Source organism: Gordonia sp. 'Campus' (genome assembly GCF_022206305.1).
Lineage (GTDB): Bacteria > Actinomycetota > Actinomycetes > Mycobacteriales > Mycobacteriaceae > Gordonia.
This window is the reverse complement of the sequence record NZ_JAKOIW010000010.1, coordinates 75,087-98,956: the sequence shown is the minus strand read 5'-3', so window position 1 is coordinate 98,956 and position 23,870 is coordinate 75,087. Positions and strand designations below refer to the sequence as shown.

At 67.8% G+C, this 23,870-nt stretch carries 24 protein-coding genes; 8 read left to right on the top strand and 16 right to left on the bottom strand.

Features of this window, described 5'->3' with window-relative positions; all coding sequences use genetic code 11:
- The first annotated feature begins 51 nt into the window (after positions 1-51).
- Positions 52-942, top strand: a complete 891-nt coding sequence (locus tag MAY35_RS12570) for an alpha/beta fold hydrolase (protein WP_238421625.1) — start codon at positions 52-54, stop codon at positions 940-942.
- 20 nt (positions 943-962) lie between these two features.
- Here the strand turns inward: MAY35_RS12570 and MAY35_RS12565 are convergent, their stop codons facing one another.
- On the bottom strand, positions 963-1,184 hold the full coding sequence (locus MAY35_RS12565) for a dodecin (RefSeq protein ID WP_238421688.1): 222 nt from the start codon (positions 1,182-1,184) through the stop codon (positions 963-965).
- 93 nt (positions 1,185-1,277) lie between these two features.
- Between MAY35_RS12565 and MAY35_RS12560 the strand changes: the two genes are divergently transcribed.
- Positions 1,278-1,685: a YchJ family metal-binding protein gene (locus tag MAY35_RS12560; RefSeq protein ID WP_238421624.1), complete on the top strand. Its 408-nt coding sequence runs from the start codon at positions 1,278-1,280 to the stop codon at positions 1,683-1,685.
- Positions 1,686-1,715: 30 nt separating this feature from the next.
- On the opposite strand, the gene MAY35_RS12555 is transcribed toward MAY35_RS12560, so the two are convergent.
- The 7 genes from MAY35_RS12555 to MAY35_RS12525 all read right to left on the bottom strand — a co-directional run bounded on the left by MAY35_RS12555 (position 1,716) and on the right by MAY35_RS12525 (position 9,155).
- A complete protein-coding gene (locus MAY35_RS12555; RefSeq protein WP_238421687.1) occupies positions 1,716-2,648 on the bottom strand; it encodes an antibiotic biosynthesis monooxygenase in 933 nt (310 codons plus the stop codon).
- Between the two features lie 76 nt (positions 2,649-2,724).
- Positions 2,725-4,122, bottom strand: a complete 1,398-nt coding sequence (locus MAY35_RS12550; protein ID WP_238421623.1) for an amidohydrolase family protein — start codon at positions 4,120-4,122, stop codon at positions 2,725-2,727.
- A gap of 22 nt (positions 4,123-4,144) precedes the next feature.
- Entirely contained in the window at positions 4,145-5,254 is a 1,110-nt protein-coding gene (locus MAY35_RS12545) for an MFS transporter (RefSeq protein WP_238421622.1), read from the bottom strand.
- 10 nt (positions 5,255-5,264) lie between these two features.
- Entirely contained in the window at positions 5,265-6,260 is a 996-nt protein-coding gene (locus MAY35_RS12540; RefSeq protein WP_238421621.1) for an antibiotic biosynthesis monooxygenase, read from the bottom strand.
- Positions 6,261-6,294: 34 nt separating this feature from the next.
- Entirely contained in the window at positions 6,295-7,713 is a 1,419-nt protein-coding gene (locus MAY35_RS12535) for an FAD-binding oxidoreductase (RefSeq protein ID WP_238421620.1), read from the bottom strand.
- Positions 7,714-7,884: 171 nt separating this feature from the next.
- A complete protein-coding gene (locus MAY35_RS12530) occupies positions 7,885-8,517 on the bottom strand; it encodes a DUF2461 domain-containing protein (protein ID WP_238421619.1) in 633 nt (210 codons plus the stop codon).
- Entirely contained in the window at positions 8,514-9,155 is a 642-nt protein-coding gene (locus tag MAY35_RS12525; protein WP_238421618.1) for a CHAP domain-containing protein, read from the bottom strand. Before MAY35_RS12525 ends, MAY35_RS12530 begins: the two co-directional genes overlap by 4 nt.
- A 97-nt stretch (positions 9,156-9,252) precedes the next feature.
- Between MAY35_RS12525 and MAY35_RS12520 the strand changes: the two genes are divergently transcribed.
- Positions 9,253-10,758, top strand: coding sequence for a phospholipase D-like domain-containing protein (locus MAY35_RS12520; RefSeq protein ID WP_374237950.1), 1,506 nt, complete (start codon positions 9,253-9,255; stop codon positions 10,756-10,758).
- 4 nt (positions 10,759-10,762) lie between these two features.
- Here MAY35_RS12520 and MAY35_RS12515 read toward each other — a convergent pair whose 3' ends face one another.
- The 6 genes from MAY35_RS12515 to MAY35_RS12490 all read right to left on the bottom strand — a co-directional run bounded on the left by MAY35_RS12515 (position 10,763) and on the right by MAY35_RS12490 (position 15,033).
- Positions 10,763-11,365 (bottom strand): TetR family transcriptional regulator, encoded by a 603-nt coding sequence (locus tag MAY35_RS12515; protein ID WP_238421616.1) that lies wholly within the window; start codon positions 11,363-11,365, stop codon positions 10,763-10,765.
- The gene (locus MAY35_RS12510) at positions 11,362-12,564 is read right to left on the bottom strand and encodes an FAD-dependent oxidoreductase (protein WP_238421615.1); all 1,203 of its coding nucleotides are present in this window, start codon (positions 12,562-12,564) and stop codon (positions 11,362-11,364) included. The genes MAY35_RS12515 and MAY35_RS12510 overlap by 4 nt, the downstream gene beginning before the upstream one ends.
- Positions 12,561-12,740, bottom strand: a complete 180-nt coding sequence (locus tag MAY35_RS12505) for a rubredoxin (RefSeq protein WP_010842361.1) — start codon at positions 12,738-12,740, stop codon at positions 12,561-12,563. Before MAY35_RS12505 ends, MAY35_RS12510 begins: the two co-directional genes overlap by 4 nt.
- Positions 12,737-12,949 carry a rubredoxin gene (locus MAY35_RS12500; RefSeq protein WP_238421614.1) on the bottom strand — a complete coding sequence of 71 codons (213 nt, stop codon included), beginning with the start codon at positions 12,947-12,949 and terminating at the stop codon, positions 12,737-12,739. Before MAY35_RS12500 ends, MAY35_RS12505 begins: the two co-directional genes overlap by 4 nt.
- Positions 12,946-14,181, bottom strand: coding sequence for an alkane 1-monooxygenase (locus MAY35_RS12495; RefSeq protein ID WP_374237949.1), 1,236 nt, complete (start codon positions 14,179-14,181; stop codon positions 12,946-12,948). Before MAY35_RS12495 ends, MAY35_RS12500 begins: the two co-directional genes overlap by 4 nt.
- Positions 14,182-14,433: 252 nt before the next feature.
- A complete protein-coding gene (locus MAY35_RS12490) occupies positions 14,434-15,033 on the bottom strand; it encodes a hypothetical protein (RefSeq protein WP_238421613.1) in 600 nt (199 codons plus the stop codon).
- A 356-nt stretch (positions 15,034-15,389) separates the two neighbouring features.
- Here MAY35_RS12490 and MAY35_RS12485 point away from each other — a divergent pair, with 356 nt between their 5' ends.
- The 4 genes from MAY35_RS12485 (at position 15,390) to MAY35_RS12470 (ending at position 20,313) form a co-directional block, all read left to right on the top strand.
- The gene (locus MAY35_RS12485; RefSeq protein ID WP_238421612.1) at positions 15,390-17,000 is read left to right on the top strand and encodes an aldehyde dehydrogenase (NADP(+)); all 1,611 of its coding nucleotides are present in this window, start codon (positions 15,390-15,392) and stop codon (positions 16,998-17,000) included.
- 26 nt (positions 17,001-17,026) lie between these two features.
- Positions 17,027-17,959, top strand: a complete 933-nt coding sequence (locus MAY35_RS12480; RefSeq protein ID WP_238421611.1) for a 5-dehydro-4-deoxyglucarate dehydratase — start codon at positions 17,027-17,029, stop codon at positions 17,957-17,959.
- A gap of 95 nt (positions 17,960-18,054) precedes the next feature.
- The gene (locus MAY35_RS12475; RefSeq protein WP_238421685.1) at positions 18,055-19,332 is read left to right on the top strand and encodes a glucarate dehydratase family protein; all 1,278 of its coding nucleotides are present in this window, start codon (positions 18,055-18,057) and stop codon (positions 19,330-19,332) included.
- A gap of 87 nt (positions 19,333-19,419) precedes the next feature.
- The gene (locus MAY35_RS12470) at positions 19,420-20,313 is read left to right on the top strand and encodes a LysR substrate-binding domain-containing protein (RefSeq protein ID WP_238421610.1); all 894 of its coding nucleotides are present in this window, start codon (positions 19,420-19,422) and stop codon (positions 20,311-20,313) included.
- 171 nt (positions 20,314-20,484) lie between these two features.
- On the opposite strand, the gene MAY35_RS12465 is transcribed toward MAY35_RS12470, so the two are convergent.
- Entirely contained in the window at positions 20,485-20,880 is a 396-nt protein-coding gene (locus MAY35_RS12465; protein ID WP_238421609.1) for a universal stress protein, read from the bottom strand.
- Positions 20,880-21,917: a 2-hydroxyacid dehydrogenase gene (locus MAY35_RS12460; RefSeq protein WP_238421608.1), complete on the bottom strand. Its 1,038-nt coding sequence runs from the start codon at positions 21,915-21,917 to the stop codon at positions 20,880-20,882. Before MAY35_RS12460 ends, MAY35_RS12465 begins: the two co-directional genes overlap by 1 nt.
- A 369-nt stretch (positions 21,918-22,286) precedes the next feature.
- Between MAY35_RS12460 and MAY35_RS12455 the strand changes: the two genes are divergently transcribed.
- Positions 22,287-23,861 carry an ABC transporter substrate-binding protein gene (locus MAY35_RS12455; RefSeq protein ID WP_238421607.1) on the top strand — a complete coding sequence of 525 codons (1,575 nt, stop codon included), beginning with the start codon at positions 22,287-22,289 and terminating at the stop codon, positions 23,859-23,861.
- Positions 23,862-23,870 lie beyond the last annotated feature (9 nt).

The following is a 23,870-nucleotide window of genomic DNA, read 5'->3' as shown; positions in this document are numbered from 1 at the left end:
GACGGCGTTCATCCTTCCGCCGACTCGCGCGTCCACCAGAGGAGACCGGCCATGACACACGACCACGAGGCCATCAGCGAGACGCGGTCGACGACCATGAAACGGATCGCCACATCCGCGGGAATCATCGAGTACGCCGACGAGGGCGCCGGCCCGCCCGTCGTGTTCCTGCACGGCCTGCTGATGGATCACGAGGTCTGGGATGCGGTGATTCCGTTACTGCCCAGTCGATTCCGATACATCAGACCCGTTCTACCGCTCGGATCCCACCGCATTCCGCTGCACGACGATGCCGACCTGTCCATGGACGGCATGGTGGGCCTCGTCGCCGAGATCCTCGACACGCTCGACCTCGACGACGTGACACTCGTCCATTCGGACTGGGGTGGTGCACTGTTCCTGACCGCGCTCGGGCTCGACCGGCGAGTCGGCCGGATGATCGTGCTCCCGTGTGAGGCCTTCGACAACTTCCCGCCGGGCCTACCGGGCAAGATGGCCACGCTCGCCGTACGCCTGCCCGGCGGGATAGCCCTGGCCGCGCGGCAGCTACGCATCGGTTGGCTGCGCCGACTGCCACTGCTGTGGGGTTGGATGGTCAACGGTCCGGTCGACCCGGCTCAGATGCGGCGCTGGACCGATCCGGTGCTCACGGATTCGCGGATCCGGCGCGACGTGACCAAGTATGTGACGACGGATTTCGATGGCGCCGAACTCATCCGGCGTACCGAGGCGCTGGCCGATTTCGACGGCGATGCGCTCGTGCTGTGGGCACCGGACAATCGCGTGATGCCACCAGCCCACGGTCTCAGGCTGGCCGACCTGTTGCCGCGTGGACGTTACGTCCCCATGCCGGGCGCGGCGGTACTGCCCATGCTCGACGACCCGCAGGCGGTCGCCACCGCGATCGGCGCGTTCCTCACGACCGCGAGAACCGAGTCGTGAGGAACCCGCCGGGGTGATCGCTAGGTGGCGTCGGAACCCTCGAGTTTGAAACCGACCTTCAGCGTGACCTGGAAATGTGCGATCTGGCCGTTCTCGATGTGGCCGCGGGTCTCGGTCACCTCGAACCAGTCGAGGTGGTTGACGGTCTGGGCTGCACGCGCGATCGCATTCCGAATGGCGTCGTCGGTGCCGGAGTCCGAGGACCCGACTACTTCGATGACTCGATACACATTGTCCGACAAGGGGATCGCTCCAATCATGAAACCTGCGGGCGGGGGTGCGGTGGCCGGCACACGCAGCCGACCGCTCCTCCTGTCTACCCCTAAGATCGACAGGTGACCAGTGAATCGGTAAACCGAGATGCCTCCGAGAGATGCCCGTGTCTGTCGGGTCTCGTTCTCGGCGACTGCTGCGGACCCGTCCTCGCCGGTGAGCGTGCCGCGCCCACCGCCGAGGCTTTGATGCGGTCGCGTTTCACCGCTTTCGCGCTCGGCGATCGCAACCATCTGCTCGCGAGCTGGCACCCCGACACCCGCCCTGCCGTGCTGGAACTCGACCCGTCGATGCGCTGGTACCGCCTCGACATCGAGTCGAGCGCCGCCGGTTCCCCCTTCGATGTCGAGGGCGAGGTGACCTTCACGGCGTACTACCGGCGAGGCGCAGAACGCGGATCTCTGCACGAGCGCAGCCGGTTCGCGCGACGTGATCGCCGCTGGGTCTATGTCGACGGGGTGGTCGACTGACTCCGCGGACGGCACAGGCCGGCATACGGCTCACGCGTCGGCGTAGTCCCAGAACTGCAGCCACGTGACATTGGCGAACACCGCCAGGCACAGCAGGTAGAGAAGCAGGACGGTGCCGGCTCCCGCCACGTTGCTGCGCCAGTTGCTTCCGTCGACCGGGTCGAGCCATCGCCGGAACGGCCGCGACGCCCACGGCATCAACCACCACTGCATGAGGGTGACGCTGACGACCTGACTCATCCACAGGGCGAGCCACGGCTGCGCGCCGACGCGGTCGAGTGTCGGACCGAGGAAACGCGAGAGTGTCATCACCGTCGGGTAGAGCACGAGCAGGACCATCATCGCCGACTTCCAGTTCGGCGTCTGCAGAATCCGGCCGCGGTCGGTGCGCACGGTCGTGCCGAACGCCGTGGTGCTCGCCATCGCCTCGAAGTCGTGCGTCAGGCTCGATCGCAATCCGGCGAGCGCCTCGCTGCGTCGACCCGACGACACCCAGGCGGCGAGCTGCCGCTCCGTGCGGAACCGCAACACCGATAACGAGGTAACGCGTTGCTCGTCGACGAACAGCGCGGTGCCCTCGTAACCGCCGAAGCCGCTCGCCGCATCGGTCAGCACGTGCTGCGCGGCAACGAAATCGCCGACCGCGCCCGCCACGATGTCGTGACGGAACGCGCCGACACCCGGCGGTGGCGATCGGCCGTCGACGAGCTCGATCACGGGTGCCGCCGGCAGCCAGCCGTGCGCCCGGCCCGCTTCGAGCGCCGCGGCGTGGCCTGCACTGTCCAGCCACCGGTCCAGCGCTTCCTCGTCGACGAACGTGGCCGCGACCGCCGGGTCGAAATGGCCGTCGGCGACCGCCGAGACCGCGGCTCCCAGACAACCTTCGGAGTCGGTGGCCGACGTCGCCAGGGTCGTCGCCCAACCGGCGAAGTCGCCGTCGGGTCGGGTGTGGAACACCGACACGGCGATGATCGCGGTGTCGGTGGTGTCGTGGGTGGTGACGATCGTGATGTCCTGGGTGTGGGGTGTCCGGCGCCGATCAGACGGTGACCCGACGCCCCTGCACGTAGACCTCTGCGATGGACGATTCACGCAGGCCCATCAGCAGCCCGAACAGGGTCTGGTCGCGGGCGAGATCGGGATCGTCGGAACGCACGGCGTTGTCCAGCGTGGACTTCAGCGCGTCCACGGGTTCGACGACGAGGAAGTCGGCTTCCTTGCCCTGGTCGAAGTTGCCGAAGCGGTTCTCCATGTCAAGGGCGCGCGCCCCGCCGACGGTTCCGATGAACAGCATCTCGGCCGGGTGCATCGACACCCCTGCGTCCCCCGGTTCGGTGATGTGCTGTTTGAACGCGTCGCCGAGGACGCGTGGGATCAACCACTCGTCGCCCCCGCCGAAATCGGTTCCGGCGGAGATGTTCACGCCGGCCGCGACGGTGCGTTTCCACGGCATCGTGCCCGACCCGAGGAACAACTGCGACACCGGACAGTGGGAGATGGAGGTGCCGGTCTCGGCCATGCGTGCGAGCTCAGCGTCCTGACAGTGCACCGAATGCGCGAGGATGGTCCGCCTCCCGAGCAGGCTCTTGCCGCCGACCTGCGAGCCGGGCAGGAACTTGCCGTCGTAGGTGTCGAGGTAGGAGTCGACCTGGTAGACCTCCTTGGTGGTGTCGATCTCGCCGGTGCCGGGACGGTTGTTCTCGTTCAGATGGGTATGAACGTAGACGCCCTGGTCGCGGTACTCGTCGTAGAGCTCGCCGAGGTTCTTCAGCGTCTCGGTGGTCACCGACAACGAGAACCGCGGAACGATCGCGACGTGGAGCAGTGCTGTGCGGTGGTCGCCGGTGTCGGCGGCGTGCCACTTGTCGATCTCGGCGCGGGTGAGACGGATCGCATCTTCTTCTGAGGTCAGCAACGGCTTGGCGGTGTCGCCGCCGACCGTCTGGATACCCCGGCCGGCCACGATGCGCAGCCCCGCCTTCTTGGTCTCGGAGAACAAGGAGTCCTGGGCGTGGGGGAAGGCGGAGCCGAACACCATCATCGCCGTCGTCCCCGCGGCGACTCGACGTCGCGTGAATTCGACGGCCGCGGCCTGGGCGAAGTCGGGGTCGGCGAACTTGGATTCGGACGGGAAGATGCACAGGTTGAGCCACTCGAGCAATTGACCGCCGCCGTAGGAGTCGCCGGCGTAGGTCTGTGGGAAGTGGATGTGGGTGTCGACGAATCCCGGGATGAGGTATCCGCCCGGGTGCTCGTGGACCTCTGCTGAAGCGAACTCGGCCGGGAGATCGGCTTTCTCGCCGGCGAACTTGACAGTGCCGTCCTCGCCGACGACCAGAGCGCCGTCGGGGATGGACACCAGGGCGTCGACCGCCTCCGTGATCGCGGGACTCCCGGCCAGGTGGAAGATGTGCCCATAGTGGACGGTGTCGGTCATCGGTGCTCCTCGGTTGGTGTGCTTACGGTAGGTGTGTGCGCTGGGTCGCTGCGCTCGTGGCGGGAAAGACGTTGTGGGTCAGCCGTTGTCGGAACGCCCGGAGTGGTCGGTTGATCGGTCCGTCGCCGGCCAGATGTCGCCCACGCGAGGAGCACGACTCCGGTGAGCCCACAACCGGCGTAGAGCCAACCCAGCGGGGCCGGTGACGTCTCGGGGAGCACGCCCACCAGGGTGAGGGCCACCGAGACGATGAGATACGACGCCGCGGTGGCGATCCCACCGACCAGGCCGAGATTCCTGGTGAACAGGCCCAAGGCGAGGCCGTACATCTGCGGGCAGAGGACACCGCACCCACACACAGGGCGATCAGACCATACGCGGCAGGCGTGAATCCCAGTGTGGACTGGTAGAGGAACGGGCCCGCGACGCCGAAGGCGAGCTGAGCCGCCGCCATCAACCCGAAGACGACGACGAAGCAGGCGAAGACGGGGTGAGTGACGATCGTCACCGAGGTCCGCGACGTAGCGCGCACATCGACGGGGACACGGTCGGCCGGGGAGAGCGTCTCCGGCAGCGCCATCACGACCACGACGCCCAAGAGGAGGGTCATCGCCGCGATCAGGACGAAGATGAGTCGCCAGGTCAGGAACTGGGTGAGCACGCCGCCGACAGCCGGCGCGATGACCGGGGCGAGACCCCATGCGGCACCCAGCAATCCGGCGACCGAGGTCAGCTTCTTGCCGCGAAAGCAATCGGCGGCAACGGCATAACTCAAGACCATGCACGCGCATGCGCCCAATCCCTGCACGAAGCGGGCACCGAGCAGCATCGGCACCGCGGTCGCGGTCGCACAGCCGAGGCTGGCGACGATGACCACGCCGATGCAGACCGTCAGCACCCGCTTGCGTCCCCAGGTGTCGGCGAGCACGCCGACGGGGATGAAACCCACTGCGAGGCCGAGCATGTAGGCGGTGACGGAGGCCTGCACAGCCGTCGAGGTGGACGAGAGGTCCGTCACCATGTCGGGCATGGCCGGCGTGTAGATGTCCAGAGGGATCTGGCTCAGCGGGACCACGCACAGCAGGATGCCCACGATTCGGCCGGAGCGAGGTCCGTCTGCACCCGCGGTCACGGCGACATACTCACGGGAGAGTCCAGAACTGGACCGTGATCAGATAGAAGACCGCGACCCAGGCCGCATTCAACGCGATGATGAACAACGTGCCCCGGATGTTGGTCCGCGTGTGCGGCGCAGGCGTTCTCGGTTGCAGCCACCATCCGAGGAGACGGTTCACGTAATAGGGCATCGTGAGGTAGCTCATCGCGAAGCTGGACAATAGATTCCCGATCAGCATGCCCAGCCACAGCGGCATGCCGAGAGGCGCGGTCATCAGGGTGAGGAACACGACCGTGGGATAGAGGCCGACCCAGACCGCCACAGACGTCTTGAGGTTGGACGGCGGTGGTGCGTCGTCGTCGCCGTGCGAGAACCAGTTGCCGAAGGAGTGGTCGATCCGGCGCAGCGTGAAGTCGCCGAAGTCCTCGGCCTCGGCCAGGAGCCGGGCACGCTCACCGGATGTCAGCCAGGAGTCGAGGTGCTCGGCGGTGTCGAAACGGTAGGAGATGGTCCACTCCTCCTGGACGCCGGGGATCGGCCGGAACAGTTCGGTCCCCCGGAAGCCGGGGAAGCGGTGTTCGGCGTCGTCGACCTGTCGTTGCCACGCCAGGAAGTCGTCGACTCTGGACTCGTCGACGCGGTGGGTGACCACCACGGTCACCAGGGTCTCCGGCTCGGCGGTGCCCGGCGCGAGCACCTGGGCGGTGGCCGGGCCGTCGAAGAGGTGTGCGCCCTCGTCGACGAGGTCGAGTCGGACGGCGCTGTTGAGCCAGTCCTGCAGGTGGCCGACCGAGTCGAACCCGTAGATGGCGGTCCAGTCCGGCTGGCTGGGATCGGGAGACCGCAGCTTCGATCCGACGAACCCGGGGAATCCGGCCGCGGCGGCCTCGATCTTCCCGAACCACTCGCGGTAGCGATCGTCCATACCCGCGTGGACACGCTGACCGATGATGAGCGTCGCGGCTCCTTCGGGGGCTCCGGCCTGCCGCCCGGAGTCGGGGCGGGAGATCTCGTTGGTCATGGGTCCTCCGGGGTGGGGTGGGGCGGGATGGCGGTCAGAGCGGAGAAACCCCCAGCACCCGTCCCGGGTCGATGCGGTCCCGCAGTCCTCGGAGTCGCGCGAGATTCCCGCCGAACGCCGCTTCGGTCTCCCGTTCGGTCTCGGTGAACCCGGGCCGGAGCTCGACGCTGTAGACCCCGATGGAGTCCGCCGCGAGAATGTCGAGGGTGTCGCGGGCCCAGGCCGCGCACCGATCGGTGTCGGCGGCGTCGGACCAGATGGCGTTCAATGGCACATTCCACTCGGCTCCGCGGCCCCAGAACGACGTGGCCGCGTCGTCGACGTCGGCGAGGGCGCCGCCGGTGTGCTGGAAGTCGATCCGGCACGCGCTTGTCGGTGCGGCAGCGATCGCGCGTCGGAGCCCGTCGGCGACGCCGGCGCCCGGCGTCGAGCCGACGAAGACCGACTTGCCGAAGAAATGTCCTCGCTCCGAGAGGGTTTCGGACCCGGGCGGGGAGATCGCCTGCGGGTCGGCGCCATCGGGCCCGGGGAGCGCGAATTCCGGCAGCCCGCTCAGATAACGTCCCGCGGTTCGTGATCGGAACCGAGGCGGGCGCGCCGAGCCCGCCACCACCGCCTCGGTCGCCTCGCGTGCCTCGGCGAGATCGACCTCCCGGGCGCCCCGGCACGCCGTGTAGACGAGGAGCGCGGGCTCGTCGGTGTCGTCGGTGAATCCCAGCACCGCGCCCATCGTCGAATGTCGGGGGAGCGTCGGGGCGATCGCGAAGTAGTCGTCCAACGCATCGAGTTCCACGACCGCCCGGTCGACGTGCATCGGCCCCTGCGGCACGGTACGCAGGACGGCGGAGGTCACGACCCCGAAACTCGGTGCACATCCGCGCACCGCCCACCACAGGTCGGCGTCGGCACCGGTGCTGTCCTCGTGGAGGCTGACCACCTCACCATCGGGCCGGACCAACTCGACCGCGACGAGATGATCCAGGGTGAGTCCGACGCTGCGGGTGAGGTATCCGACTCCACCCCGGGTGGCCAGCCCGAAACCGGCCAGACCGACGATGCCCACCGGGATCACCCGCCCGGTGTCGGCCAGCGTGTCGAGCACCGCGCCGACGGTGGCGCCGCCCTGCACCCGGACGGTGCCGTCGCGGATGTCGTCGACACCGGTCAGATGCACCGAGAGATCCAGCAGCACGGCGGCATCGTCGACGCAGTTGGAGCTGAGTCCGCCCCCGCGGACGGTGACGCGACCGCCGGCGGATGACACGACGCGCATCGTCGTGGCCACGTCCGACACGGTCCGCGGATGGACCACGCAGGGCGGGTTGCGGCGCGCGGCGTCGGGAAAGAAGATGCGGGACAGCGACTCCCGAAAACCGGCAGATCCGGGTGGATGCACGCGTCCCGGTATGGCTGCGTCGAGCTCCGCGGCGATGCCGTCGGGAGAGGTCGTCATCGGCTGTCCGCCCGGTGCTCGTGATCGTCTGGGATGCGCGGGTTGTCTCTGTGCTAGGCGCCGCCGAGGCGGTCGGCGACCAGTATCACCCCGCTTCGGACACATGCGCGCGCCAAACCGGAGAACTCGTCGTGAATTCGCCTCCCGCGGACTCGCCGCGAAGGTGCGTCGTCAGGCGCCGGTGCGCAGCGCGACCCAGTCGACGAAGGGCACCGCCGCCCGCCAGTCCCGGCGTACGCGCTCCACGAGATCCGGGGAATGGATGATCCCGTCGAATCCGTAGTCACGGCTCACCGACAGCGACCGGTGGCGCAGCAACGCGATGCGCGGGTGGTCGATGGGGTATCCGCGCGGCGCGGTCTTGAGCCGGTCGCCGCCGACCTCGAAGCCGCCGGCGGTGAGCCCGTCGAGGAGACGTTCGAGCTCGGGTCCGTGCATGTCGTGGTCGATGGCCCTGCGCAGTTCGGTGAGACGGGCCGGCGACGCCTCGTAGAACCCGGCGCCGACACGGACCCCGGGCGCGCCGATCTGCACGTAGTACCCGGTCGCCGGTCCGACGGCGACGAACGCGCCCTGATGCGTCTTGTACGGCGTCTTGTCCTTCGAGAAGCGGACGTCGCGGTGGGGCCGGAAGATCTTCGCCGGACCGAACTCGTCCGCGAGCGCGTCGGTGAGTGCGCGCATCGGTTCCGCGACGGCCGTGCGATAGATCTCCTTGTGGTCCTCCCAGAACGACTTCGAGTTGTCGATCTCGAGATCGTCGTAGAAGTCGAGGGCGGCCTCCGGGAACCCCTCGAACGTCATGCTCGCTCGCCCCCTGCGAGTCTGCCGAAACCGACGACACCGCCGTCGGATGCCCACTCGAGTGCGTGTATCCGGATCTTGCCCATCTCGTTCCCGCCGACGGTGATGGCGGTCCTGCCGTCGACCGCGACCACGATGTTGGTGTGCTGGCCGAATCCCGAGGAGCGGTCGTACAGGACGACGTCGCCGACGTGCGGGTCGTGGTGGCCGACGGGCTCGAACCGGTCGTGGGCCTCGTAGAACTCCTGGAGCGTGTACACCCCTGGGATCCGCCAGCTTCCCGAGTGGAGGTTGACCAGCGGGAGGCCGGCCTCCCGCATGATCCAGCTGACGAAGTTCGCGCACCACGCCTCGTCGACGCCTTCGGAATAGAAGGTGCCCGGATGTTGCGCACCGTGCTGCTGTCGTACGAGATCGACGATGCGCAGCTGGTCCGGTGTGAGCGATGCCGGGTCGGCCTGCGGGAACTCCGCGGTGTCCCACGGAAGCCACCGTTCCGGCACGACCTGCCAGGCGACGACGCCCGCGATGAGGACCGCAGCGAGGAATGCTGCGACGATCGCCGGCGCGCGACGTCGACGCCGCGCCGGGACGACCCGCTCGGCGCCGGCCGGGGAATCGGGGACAGGTGCGCTCACCTCGACGAGTGTAGGCATCGACCACGCGCGGCAGGCGGTGCGTGAATCGGTGGCGCCCCGCCTTGGCACAATGGGACGCCGGTCGAGGACAGGCCGGATGCGAGAGGAAGTAATCAGGGTGGACGAGTCAGCTCACGAACCGATACTGCGTGCAGGGGACACGTGCCGGGAGATCGCGACCGCAGGCCGCGTGGCATGCATCGTCGACGCTGCGGACTACTTCCTGCACGCGAAGTCGGCGCTGCTCCAGGCGAGGCGTCGGGTCGTGCTCATCGGATGGGATGTGGACACCCGCATCAGCCTCGATCCGCGGAGTCCGCACGACGAGGTCCCCGACGAACTCGGCAACTTCCTGCGCTGGCTCATCGACAACCGTCCCGAACTGGAGATCCACGTCCTGCGGTGGAGCGTCGGCGCGTTCACCGGCATCCTGCGCGGCGTGGCGCCCCCCTTCGTCCAGGACCTGCTGTCCGGGCGTCGCCTGCACTACCGGATCGACGCTGCGCATCCCGTGTCGGCGGCACATCATCAGAAGATCGCGGTGATCGACGACCAGTTCGCGTTCTGCGGCGGCATCGACATGACGGTCGACCGGTGGGACACCTCGGAGCATCTCTCCCACAACGAATTCCGACGTGACCCCGATGGCCGACCGCACGGGCCCTGGCACGATGTCACGGTCGCGCTCGACGGTGACGCCGCAAGGGTGGTCGCGGGTGTCGCCCACGATCGGTGGGAGGCGGCCACCGGCGAACAGCTGGCGCCGCTGGTCGACACCGATGGGCCCGACATCTGGCCCGAAGACCTGGACGTGACCTTCACCGACTGCGAGGTCGCGGTCGCACGGACGGTCCCGCACTACGACGCCCGGCCGCAGGTGGAGGAGATCCGCCTGCTTTACCGCGCCGCCTTCGCCGCGGCCCGACGGACGATCTACATAGAGAGTCAGTACCTGGCTGCGCGGGAGATCGCCGAGGCACTCGCCGACCGGCTCGCCGAACCGGACGGTCCCGAGATCGTCGTCGTGCTGCCGCGTCACTCGGACAGTCGCGTGGAACGTCTCGCCATGGACGGTGCCCGCCACAAACTCCTGCAGTTGCTCTGGCGGGCGGATGTGCACGGTCGGTTCCGCGCCTTCTACCCCGTCACCTCAGACGGTGATCCCATCTATGTGCACGCGAAGGTCCTGATCGTCGACGACGTCCTGCTGCGCATCGGCTCGTCGAACCTCAACAACCGTTCGCTGGGCTTCGACAGCGAATGCGACGTGGCCATCGAGGCGAACCCTTCGGATGACGGTGACCGCGTCCTGCGCGAGACGATCACCTCGATGCGCACTCGGCTGCTCGCCGAGCACCTCGATGTCACGGCCGAGACCTTCGACGCGGCCGTGACGGAGAAGCGATCGCTCGTCGCGGCCATAGACGCATTGGTGGGCCCCGGCCGGACGCTGGAGAAGTTCGACCGCGAATCCATCGACGACGAGCGGTCGATCATCGCCGAGAACGAACTCGTCGACCCCGAAGACGCGCGGACGGGAACCATGGAACGCGTGTATCGCGCGGTGATCCGACGCGGGACGCGAAGTCTGTTGCGCCGCTGAGCCCTCAGCCTCGGATGCGCGCCGCCTCGATGGCGGGGGCGATGATCTCGGCGAGGTCGGACGCGACATCGCGGTCGCCCTCGGGTGGCATGGCAATGTAGCTCAGGGCCATCCGCGTGATCGCTCGCGAGATCCGCAGGACGTCCGAGTCGGGCATCGAGAGCCACGACGATTCGCGGAATGCGTCGGACAGCCGATCGGCTGCCGTGGTGATGATCGGCGCGGCGTCGGTGGTGATCAGCTTCATCAGATCGGGTTTGGCCTCGCCCGACAGCAGCGAGGCGATGAGCGGGTCCGAGGCGACGCCGGCGAAGAACTCGCTGAACCCCGTCTGAAGGGCGCCCGTCACGTCCTCGACGTGGGCGGCGATCGAATCGGTGATGTGGCCGGCGAATCGTCCCGCCAGACGGACCGCGTATCCCTGGGCGAGTCCGTACCTGGACCCGAACTCGTTGTAGACCGTCTGACGACTCACCCCGGTGGCGGCGGCCACGTCGGACATCCGCACGGCCGCCCAGTCCCGGTCGAGCAACAGATCATGCAATCCGTCGAGCAGTGAATTCCGCAGCAGAGCTTTGCTGTCGAGCGCATAGTTGCGGGTGGTCATGCCCCGATGCCGACCGGTCGGAGCGTGGCCTCGATCTCGTCCCGGATCTGCCGGGCCGGGCCACCGCGCCCCATGCAGACCGCGCCGACGAGCCGGTCTTCGTCGAAACACCGTGCCGTGGTGCATGATCCGTCGGCATCGAGGACCACTCTGGCGCCGGCCGCGGGCCAGCCGACGATCTGGACATTCGTGCCGTACTGCATCGTCCAGGCGAGTGGCACCCGGGGCGCCGGGGTGCCGGACGAGGCCGATCCCAGGTCGGTGGAGATGGTCATGGCGACCAGTCTGCCGTGTTCGGTCGCAGTGAGCCACTGCTCGGCCCGCATGGGGGCACCTGTCAACGGGTGGGGCCGGGCCGCGACGTCGCCCGCGGCATAGATCCCCGACATCGAGGTGCGCAGGGCATCGTCGACCAGAATGCCCGCACGATCCAGCGCCAGGCCCGCGGATTCCGCCAGCGCGACTTCGGGTTCCATCCCGATGGCGCTGATGACCGTGCCGGCCAGTCGCGTGCCGTCGGCGAGGGTGACTCCGCCGGCGTCCGCGGACGCGATCTGCGCGGATGTGTGGATGTGCACTCCGTGCTCGCGATGAAGGGAGATCAGGTCATCGGCGATCACGGCCGGGACGACGCGGGACAGCAACGACGGCGCGGCCTCGACGATGGACACACGCGTGCCGTCGCCGGCGGAGGCGATGGCCGCGGCGATCTCGGTGCCGATGAGGCCGCCGCCCACGATCACGACCGGACCCTCGTCGAGTGCTGCCCGGATCCGGTCGACGTCGGCGCGGGAACGGAGCGACGTCAGCGCCGACGTCGCGCCGGGAAGCCGTCGGGCCCTTCCGCCGGTGGCGAGGACGAGGGCGTCGTAGGCGACGTCGGACTCATCCGCGAGTCGCACGCGGCGCGCTCGGGGATCGACGTCGACGACCCTCGTCGAGGTGACGATGTCGATTCCGCGGTCGGTCCAGTACGCCGGTGGCCGCAAGGTGATCCCGGCGTCGGACAGGTCACCGTCGACGATCCCCTTGCTCAACGCCGTGCGGCGGTAGGGGAGATGGGGCTCCTCGCCGAACACGATGATCGCACCGTCGAAACCGTTGGTGCGCAGGGATTCTGCTGCGGTTATGCCGGCAACTCCGGTCCCGACGATCACCACCGATGCCGCGGCGGGCATCCCCGTCGGCGAAGCGGTCACGGCCGGGCCACCTCGATCATCTCGAAGTCGGCCTTCGCGGCGCCGCAATCGGGACAGCTCCAGTCGTCCGGGATGTCGGCCCAGCGGGTACCGGGTTCGATGCCGTCCTCGGGCCACCCGAGTTCCTCGTCGTACTCGAAACCGCACACCTCGCAACGGAACAGTTTGAAGTTCATCGGACTGCCACTCCTTCGCCGGGATCATTCGGCCCGCTCGCTTCGCTCCCGGCGCCGAGAAAGTCGATCTTTTCGCGAACCCCACAGTCGGGGCAGGGCCAGTCGTCGGGGATGTCGGCCCAGGCGGTGCCGGGCGCAAAGCCCTCACGGGGAGCGCCGGCGGCCTCGTCGTAGACGTAGTCGCACACTGGACAGCGGTAGGTGCTCATCGGGACGAGACCCCGTGCTCGGCGAGGACGCGCTCCCGACGGTGCGGTGCGATGTTGATGCGTTCGACCTCGCCCTCGTAGTGGTCGAGCACCCGCTTGTCCATGACCCGTCGCCAGATCGGCGGGAAGTAGGCGAGCGTGATCATGCTCGCGTACCCGCTCGGGAGGTTCGGCGCACCGTCGAAACTGCGGAGCGTCTGATACCGGCGGGTCGGATTCGCATGGTGATCACTGTGGCGCTGGAGGTGGTACAGGAAGATGTTCGTGCAGATGTGGTCGGAGTTCCAGCTGTGCTCGGGCGTGCAGCGCTCATAGCGTCCGGACTTGGTCTTGCCGCGCAGCAGCCCGTAGTGCTCGAGGTAGTTGACGGTCTCGAGCAGTGAGAACCCGTAGACGGCCTGCACGACCAGGAACGGGAGGACCTCCCAGCCGAAGACGGCCGCGAGCGCGCCCCACAGCACGATCGACATCGCCCAGGCATTGAGGACGTCGTTGCTCGGATGCCAGAACGGCTTCCCGGCCCGATCGAGACGCTTGCGTTCCAGTTCGACCGACGACGTCAGGCTGCCCCAGACGCTGCGCGGCAGGAACCGCCAAAACGACTCACCGAAGCGCGAACTGGCCGGATCCTCCGGGGTCGCGACTCGGACATGATGACCGCGGTTGTGCTCGATGTAGAAGTGGCCGTAAAACGTCTGTGCGAGTGTGATCTTGGACAGCCACCGCTCGAGATCGTCCTTCTTGTGGCCGAGTTCGTGCGCGGTGTTGATGCCGATCCCGCCCATGACGCCGATGGACAGCGCCAGGCCGATCTTCGAGGCGAGTCCGAGTCCGCCGTCGAGGCCGAGCCAGCTGAGATCGTCTGCGGTCCACAGGTAACACGCGGTGACGAGACTGGCGATCTGGAACGGGATGTAGATGTAGGTGCAGTAGCGGTAGTACTTGTCGTTCTCGAGTTGTTCCATCAGTTCCTCGGGTGGGTTCGAACCGTCCGGCCCGAAGAACACGTCGAGGATGGGCAGCAAGACGTACACCAGCATCGGGCCGATCCACCACCACACCGGTGACACCGTGTCGAGGCCGTGCCCGATCGCGTTGAACGTGGCGACCAGACCCATGGCCAGGAAGATCGATGTCGGCGGGATGAGACCGAGAAGCCACAGGTGGCGTTTCTTGTCTTTCCATTCGACCGCCGGCATACCCGCGGCGGATTCGGTCGGTGCGGTACCCAAGGCGCGCTCCTGTCTCGAGATGGCTGTGATGTACAGCACTGGACATTAACCGAGACAATGTCCGTTGTCTAGACATATTACGCAATTTGTAAAGCGGCCTCGTCGGCGTCGGTCGGCGAGCGCTCCCCGTATCTGGTGGCCGCATCCGCTCGTCGACGACGTTCACGCAAAGAATCCCCAACTCCGACAACGGAGTTGGGGATTCGTCGACAGGAGCCGCGCCCCTGATGGAGGCGCCCGGTGACGTCGGGTCTACGGCGTGTTGATCCAGTCGAGGATCGACTGCCCCGCGCGGGGGTCGCCGTTGTTGATGCCGATGACCGCGCCGATGGCAGCGCCGACGCCCGCACCCCAGACGCAACCGACGATGACGATGCACCCGATGATCAGCCCGGCGAGTGCGCCGATGGCGGTGGTGACGTTGCCGCCGCGGTTCCAGCCGTTGGTGATGTGCCAGATCATGCTCTGATATGCGCGATCCTTCTTCGCCGAAGCCGGACGAACGCCGGCCGCGATGGCTGCGCGTGCCGCAGGGGAGAGGACCGGTGTGAACGTCGCCTGGGTGCGGTCGGCAGAGACCTGTGCGCGCAGCGGGACCGCAGCGCCCTGGAATGGCAGCACGAGCCCGATGCGTTCGATGGTCCGGCCCTGTGAGTCGACGACCCGGAGTTCTTGTTCGCCTGCGACGAACGTCGCGTTGCGCAGCTGGGACGTGATGGAGGTCCCGTCGGCGGATGCGCTCGAGTGGTGGGAGGGGACCGCGGGTGCGGGGGCACCGTGGGCGGTGCCGAAGGAGACGGTGAGTGCCGAGATGGCCAGGGCCATGACGGCCAGGAGGCGAATGCGCTTCATCGGTTCTGGATTCCGCTTTCGTCGAGGAGGTGGTGTACCCGGTCCGACGCCTGACGGCCCGCCGTGGCTCGGCGATCGCGAGGTATGTCGGGTTCGGCGCAATGATTGTCGCATCGCCGATACGGGGTCGCGTGGGGTCGGGGTCGGCAATGGTCCGGATAGATGACGTTCGATGTCGCGGCGAGGCAGGCACCATAGCTGCATCGATGCCGACTCTGAATCGACGACGTGACTATTTGACTTGGACATGAATGAATGTCCGGTCTTACCGTCGGAGCATGGCCGAGGTCACAGCGGGAACTCACCGCCGTGGATCTCCCATCGACCCCCAGACATCGACCCACGGACGGAAGACGATGACCATTGCGCAAGAGCCGGCACCGCTGACGACACAGGACCTGACCGGTGAGATGATCATCGCCGGTGTTCGAGTGGCCGGTTCAGGGGATGCCGTACACGCCATCGACCCCAGCACCGGTCAGCGACTGCTCCCCGCATACGCGCACGGTTCGGCTGCCGACGTCGATGCGGCCGCCGCGGCGGCGGCAGAGGCGTTCGGACCCTACCGGGCGACGACGTCGGAGCAGCGAGCACTTTTCCTGTCGGCGGTCGCCGACAAGCTGGACGCGGCCCGCGACGTGCTCGTCGAGCGCGCGGTCGCCGAGACAGGCCTGCCGGCCGCACGGATCACCGGGGAGGTCGGCCGCACATCCGGACAGCTCCGGCTGTTCGCGTCGGTTCTCCGTGAGGGAAGCTGGAACGGAGCGCGCATCGACCCCGCCCGCCCCGAGCGCACCCCGCTTCCGCGCGCGGACATCCGTCAGCGGAAGGTTCCGCTGGGGCCCGTGGCGGTCTTCGGCGCCAGCAACTTTCCCCTCGCGTTCTCGGTCGCCGGTGGCGACACCGCCTCGGCCCTCGCAGCCGGATGCCCGGTGGTCGTCAAGGCGCATGACGCTCACCCCGGGACGTCAGAACTGGTCGGCCGGGCCATCACCGAGGCGATCGCCGAGACCGGCATGCCCGCGGGAACGTTCTCGATGCTGTACGGGCGCGGTCCCGACCTCGGCGTCGCCCTGGTCACCGACCCCCGGATCAAGGCCGTCGGCTTCACCGGTTCGCGGTCGGGCGGAACCGCCCTCGTCCGCGCCGCGGCGGCGCGCCCGGAACCGATCCCGGTCTACGCCGAGATGAGTTCGATCAACCCCGTGTACCCGCTCGCCGGGGCGCTGAGCGCCGATGCGCCGGGACTCGGCCGTGCCTTCGTCGGATCGCTGACCATGGGATCGGGACAGTTCTGCACCAATCCCGGTCTCGTCATCGCGGTCGACGGGCCCGATCTCGATGCGTTCGTCGCAGCCGCGTCCGAAGCGATCGGCGCGAGTGAACCCACCCCCATGCTCACCCCCGGGATCGCGGCCAACTACGCAGCAGCGGTCGACGAGTTCACCGGCACCGCAGAGGTTCTCGCCCGGGCCGACGAGACTCAGGGGCCCCATGCCTGCCGTGCGGCGCTGTTCGGCACCGACGCCGACTCGTTCCTGGCGTCGGAGACCCTGCAGCAGGAGATCTTCGGCTCGTCGAGCCTGATCGTGCGATGCCGCGACCTGGCCCAGGTCGCGGACGTGACCGCGCGGATCGAAGGCCAGCTGACCGCGACGATCCACGCCGTGGACTCCGACCACGACGCCGCCCGCGAACTGCTCGAGATGCTCGAACTCAAAGCAGGACGAATCCTGTTCAACGGCTGGCCGACCGGCGTCGAGGTCGGTCACGCGATGGTGCACGGCGGACCGTATCCGTCGACCTCGGACAGCCGGACCACCAGCGTCGGATCGCTGGCGATCGAACGGTTCCTGCGCCCCGTCGCCTACCAGGACGTTCCCGCCGAGCTGCTGCCCGCGCCGATCGCTCAGGGCAATCCCGACAACATCTGGCGCCGTGTCGACGGCGAACTCACCCGCGACTGAACTCATCCCCACCCCAAGGAGTCCCAATGCTCAACGGCGTTCTGTTCTTTCCCGTCACTCCCTTCGACAGCAACGGTGAGGTCGACTACCGGCGTCTCGCAGAACACATCGACCGCGGTGTCGCGGCCGGCCCCGGCGGAGTGTTCGTCGCCTGCGGCACCGGCGAGTTCCACGCGCTCGGTCTCGAGGAATTCGGCCGCATCGTGCGGTGCGCCGTCGACACCGTGGCCGGCCGCGTCCCGGTGTTCGCCGGTGCAGGCGGCTCGCTGATCCAGGCGCGTGAGTTCGCGGTGAGCGCGAAAGCCAATGGTGCGGACGGTCTCCTGCTCCTGCCGCCGTACCTGGTGACCATGCCGCCCGCCGGCCTGGCCGAGTACACCCGTTCGGTCGCCGCGAGCACCGACCTCCCGCTGATCGTGTACAACCGCGGCAACGCGGTGTTCGACGAGGAGTCGGCGATCCAGGTGTCGCAGCTGCCCACCGTCATCGGATTCAAGGACGGCACCGGCGATCTCGACAACGTGTCACGCATCGTCATCGCGGTGAAAGAGGCGCTGGGCGACAGCAAGGACTTCCTGTTCTTCAACGGTCTGCCCACCGCCGAGATCACCCAGCAGGCCTATCGCGCCCTCGGGGTCACGCTGTACTCGTCGGCGACGTTCGCCTTCGCCCCGGAACTGGCACTGGCGTTCTACAACTCTCTGGAGACCGGTGACACCGAACTCACCGAGGCGTTGCTGCGCGACTTCTTCCATCCGCTGGTCCGCCTCCGCAACACGGTGCCCGGTTACGCGGTGGCACTGGTGAAGCACGGCGTGACGATGGAGGGGATCGACGCCGGTCCGGTCCGGGCACCGCTCGTGCAACCGACGCCGGAGCACCAGGCGGAGCTCGAGCAGATCATCGCGGCGGGCCGCGCCGTGCTCGCCGGCAATCTCGCCGCCCGCGCGGCGGTCTGAGAGTTCACGCCGTGTCCACCCCGACCACTGCCGCACATCCTCCCGTCGGAACCGGCCCGTTCACCGGGCTCCAGATCGTCGGCGAGACCCCGCGGATCGACACGACGATCACCCGGGTGACGGTCACCCCCGTCGCCTTCGTCGACCCGCCCCTGCTCAACACCGTGGGGGTGCACCAGCCGTACGCTCTGCGGGCGATCATCCAGATCGAGACCGCCGGTGGCCTTCGTGGGCTCGGTGAAACATACGCCGACACCGCGCACCTCGCGCGGATGGACGCCGCCGCCGACGCCATCATCGGACTGGACGTGTTCGCGCTCCACCGCATCCGGGGCACGATCGACGAGCGGATCGCGACCCTGTCGGTGACCGGCGGCGACGGTGTGGCCGGCATGATCACCACCGCCAGCACCACCGATCGGGTCTTCTCACCGTTCGAGGTGGCCTGCCTGGACATCCAGGGCAAGACACTGGGGCGTCCGGTGAGCGATCTGCTCGGCGGACGGGTGCGTGACCGGGTTCCCTTCAGCGCGTATCTGTTCTACAAGTGGGCCTCGCACCCCGGTGCGCACGGCGCCAGCGGGATGCCCGACGAATGGGGCGAGGCCATCGATCCCGCCGGCCTCGTCCGGCAGGCCCACCGGATGATCGACCGGTACGGTTTCTCCGCGATCAAACTCAAGGGTGGTGTGTTCCATCCGGACGAGGAGATCGCCGCGATCAAGGCCCTGCGGGCCGAGTTCCCGGATGTACCACTGCGTCTGGACCCCAACGCCGCGTGGACGGTCGACACGTCCAAGCGGGTCGCAGCCGAGCTGGAGGGGATCGTCCAGTATCTGGAGGATCCGACGCCCGGGTTGGACGGGATGGCGGAGGTCGCCGCCTCGGCGAACATGCCGCTGGCGACCAACATGTGCGTTGTCGCCTTCGATCATCTGGAGCCCGCGGTGCGGAAGAACTCCGTGTCGGTCGTCCTGTCCGATCATCACTACTGGGGTGGGCTGCAGCGTTCCCGTCTGCTGGGCGGGATCTGCGAGACCTTCGGCATGGGCCTGTCGATGCATTCCAATTCGCATCTGGGTATCAGCCTGGCCGCGATGGTGCACCTGGCGGCGGCGACACCGAACCTCACCTACGCCTGTGACACGCATTGGCCCTGGAAGCACGAAGATGTCGTGCGGCCCGGCGCCCTCTCCATCGTCGACGGCGCGGTGCCGGTCCCGACCGGACCAGGGCTCGGCGTCGAACTGGACGAGCAGGCGCTCGAGCAGTTGCATCAGCAGTATCTGGACTGCGGTATCCGGGACCGGGACGACACGGGGTACATGCAGTCGATCGATCCGACCTTCGAGAACACCAGCCCCCGGTGGTGAACAGGGTCCTCGACCCGAGTGGGGCAATCGGCTAGCGTCATCCGGACACCCCCGCGGTTCGCGGGCACTGATGCCGAAAGTGGATCGATGTTCTCCCTGTCGCGTCTCACGTGCTTCATCGCGGTCGCCGAGGAACTGCACTTCGGGCGGGCCGCCGAGCGGTTGCACATGACCCAGCCGCCGCTGAGCAGGCAGATCCAGCAACTCGAGCACGAGCTCGGGGTGCAACTGATCGAACGGAGCAGCCGGGCGGTGTCGCTGACCGCGGCCGGAACGGCGTTTCTGCCCGACGCCCGTCGCATCGTCGCGCTCGCCGAGGGTGCGGCGTTGACCGTTCGGCGCGTGCCCGCGGGCGATCTGGGGACCGTCAACATCGGCTTCACCGGCGCCTCCGCGAGGGCGGTGCTGCCTCGGCTCATGCAGACCGCACGCGAACGACTACCCGACGTCCGGCTCGTCCTGCGCGAAATGGTCACCGCCGCGCAGGTCGAGGCCCTGGTCCGCGGCGATCTCGATCTCGGGGTCGTGCGACCGCCGATCTCGCGACCGGGCATCAGTTCCCGGCCGCTGCATCACGAACGTCTCGTCGCCGCGTTGCCCGCGGACCACGAGTACGCCGGGGTCGAACACCTCACGATCGAGGATTTCGACGGTCAGGCCGTCATCATGTACTCGCCGACGGATGCCCGGTACTTCAACGAACTGCTCATCAGTACGTTCACCGCCGTCGGGGCCTCGCCGCGATACGTCCAGTACGTCACACAGGTGCACACCATGCTGGTGCTCGTGCACTCCGGACTCGGCATGGCACTGGTGCCGGAGTCCGCGATGACCATGCACCCCGACGGGGTCGTCTTCAAGCAGGTCACCGCCATTCGCGACCGACCCGTGCAGATGAATGTCGCCTGGCGGGCGGACAACACCAATCCGGCGCTGACGCGGTTTCTGAAAGACGTACTCCCGGAACGGGAGTGGATCTGAGAACTCAGACCGCCACGCTCGCGAGTCGAGGCGGGCACCGCGTTACCTCGACTGTGCGTCGAATCTCGTCGACCGTGCGTCGAATGTCGTCGACTGTGCGTCGAATGTCGTCGACTGTGCGTCGAATCTCGTTGACTGTGCGTGGAATCTCGTTGACTGTGCGTTTGAGAGTCAGACCGCCGCGCGTACCGGTGGCTTGACCGCGACCACCGGACACTGCGCATCGAGCAGCACGCGCTGCACCACGCTCCCGGTGAGCAGCTTTCCGACCGGCGACCGGCGGCGCTGCCCGATCACGAGCAGTTCGGCGGCGTCCTCGTAGGACACATCGATGAGCTGGTCCGCGTGCGACAGGCCCGGGTCGTTCTCGACGACGCGGTAGTCGACGTCCTGGGCCTGCGCGGTGGTTCGCGCCGTCTCGATGTCGACGAGGAACTCCGGTGACGACGCACTGTCCCCGTCGGCCACCACGACGACGTCGGTGCCCCGCATGCGCGCCTCGGCGAAACCGAAGGGGAGGGCGCCGCGGCCCTCCTGGGTGGGCAGATAGCTCAGTACGACCGACATCAGACGTCCTTCCGGGTGCGCGCCGGAGCCGGGGCGACAACGGGTGTCAACAGTTCGCCGGTCCGGAGGTAGGCATCGAGGTTGGCGAGGGTGAGATCCTGCATCGCGGCGCGCGTCTCGACGGTTCCGCTCGCGAGGTGGGGGAGGAGCACCACGTTGTCCATCGCGAGCAGCGCGGCAGGCACCTCGGGCTCGGATGCGAAGACGTCCAGGCCTGCGCCGGCGAGCCGTCGGTGCTGGAGGAGGTCGACCAGCGCGGCTTCGTCCACGACGCTGCCGCGGGCGACATTGATGAGAAAGCCGTTGTCGCCCAGAGCTTCCAGGACGCCGCGATCGACGAGGTCACGGGTGTCGGCGCCACCGGCGGCCGCGACGACGAGGACGTCGACACCTGCCGCGAGTTCCACGGGCGACGCGGCGTACCGATACGGCGACCCGTCGACGACGCGTCGGTTGTGGTAGGAGATGTGGCAGCCGAAGGCGGTCAGCCGATGGGCGATGGCCGCGCCGATCCGGCCCAGCCCGAGGATGCCGACACGGGTTCCGGACACCTTGCGAGTCAGGGGGACGTTGCCCTCGACGGGCCACCGGCCCGCGCGGACATAACGGTCGGCGGCGGAGAGTCCGCGCATCGTGTCGAGCAGGAGGCCGACCGCGGTGTCGGCGACACAATCGGTCAGGACGTCCGGGGTGTTGCTGACCCCGATGCCCAACTCCGTCGCGCGGGCGATGTCGGTGGTGTCGTATCCGACGCCGAAGTGCACGATCGCGCCGAGGTTGGGGAGCGACGACATCAACTCGGCATCGACACCGGTGCGTCCGGAGGTGACGACCGCGGTCACCGCTTCTGCGTGTTCGCGCAGGAAGGCGGCGCGCGCCGGACCGTCCGGTAGGCGCTCGGCGCCGTACGCGGACGTGAGCAACTCCTCGAGGGACGGCTTCAGCGGCCCGACCCGCAGTACGCTTCCGGGTCGGGAAACGCTGTGTCCGGCAACGTGATCGATCGTCGACACGGCGCCGGTGGGGCTGCTGGTCATGGTTCTCCTCGAACTGTGGGGTGGACACGGACCGGTCCAAGCGGATGACTTCACGCTAGAAGCGATGACGAATACCTGTCCAACACGCAAATAACATGGATCGATACCCAAACTGTATGGAAAGGCGGTTGTCGATTCGGAGCGCGGTGCTGCGGACCCGGGAACCGTCAGGTCAGCGTGTGTTTCTTCCGTCACTGCGCTCGCCGGCAGTGCCGTCGAGGCCGCCCGAAAACCCACCGAAAACGCTCTTTCCTGGGGTTTTGCTCTGTTGACGCCGTCAATCGGTCGCTCATAGCGTGTGTCTACCGTCACAAACGCGGTCCAGCCCGCCGCGAGATCACTCGCTCCCTTTCTTCATCGGAGGTCCCCATGCAGATCGCCACGCTGCGATCCCTGAAGCGCCCGGCCACGGGCGCGCTGGCCCTGTCCGCGGTGGCCCTGCTGACCGTCACCGGATGCAGTGTCGCCAACACCACCGCGAGTGAGACCGCTAGCCCGGACACGCTCCGAATCGTCCTCCCGCAGGAACCCCCGACGCTCGAGCCCTGTGACGCGTCGCTCACCGCGACCGGTGTCGTCGTCCGATCGAACATCACCGAGCCCCTCATCGAGCGGGACCCCGGTTCCGGGGCCCTGCAGCCGAGTCTCGCGACCGCGTGGACCCAGGTGGAGCCGAACGTGTGGCGCCTCACCACCGCCGACGGTGTGCGGTTCAGCAACGGCCAGCCGTTCGACGCGGTCGACGCAGCCTTCTCGATCGAACGAACCTTCAACGGCGCGATCGGGTGCGATGTCAACGGTTACGTGTTCGACGACAGCAAGCGTGAGGTCAGCGTCGTCGACCCGAACACCGTCGAGGTCCGCACCGAGACGCCCGACCCGATCCTCCCGCTGCGACTCTCCTTCATCGAAGTGGTTCCGCGGACCACCACCCCCGACGACAAGGTGCGGGTCCCGATCGGAACGGGCCCCTACATGGTCGATTTCTGGGATTCGGGCCAGCGGGTGGCGCTGAAGGCCAATCCGAACTATCACGGCGAGGCCCCGCAGTTCTCCCGTGCGGTGTACCAGTGGCGCGGTGAGGGCAGTGTTCGCGCCGCGATGGTCACCAACGACGAGGCCGACCTCGCGACCTCGCTCGGCCCCGAGGACGGAGCCGGCGATCTGGGGACGGCCTACACCAACAACGAGACGACGGCCCTGCGGATGCAGGCCACCGACGCGCCGCTGAACGACTACCGGGTACGCGAGGCCATCGACCTCTCGATCAACCGCGCCGGCATCGTCGACGCGCTGTTCCAGGGCCTCGGCACGCCCGCGGCCCAACTGGTCGGCAAGGGCATCGTCGGATACAACGACGGGCTCACCCCGACGCCCTACGACCTCGACCGGGCGAGAGAGTTGGTCGACGAGGCCCGCGCGGACGGCGTACCCGTCGACCGCACCATCCGGCTCATCGGCCGCACGGGGCAGTTCCCGAAGATCAACGAGACCATCGAGAACATCCAGTTCACCCTCGACCGTATCGGCCTGGACGTCGACATCGAGATGATGGACACCTCGGGTCAGATACAGTATCAGACAAGGCCTTTCGTGCCGGGGTCGGGACCGGTGCTGCTGATGATCATGCACGGCAACCAGGCCGGTGACACGCAGTTCACCCTGGACCAGTACATGCTCTCCGACGGATACCAGAGCACCTACGGAACCGCTGCGTACGACAAGCAGATCCTGGCCGCCGAGGCACTCACCGGCCAGGCCCGTCAGGACGCGCTGTCCGCGGTTCTCGCGGCCGAGCCGCGCGAGATCCGGCAGTACGCCTACATCGCACATATGCAAGCGGTTCTTGCAAAGGCGAAAAGAATTGCCTACCAGCCCAACTCGGCCACCGGCGATGAGATGCGCCTCGCCGAGATGACCCACGCGCCAGCCCAGAACGACTGAAATCGAGGC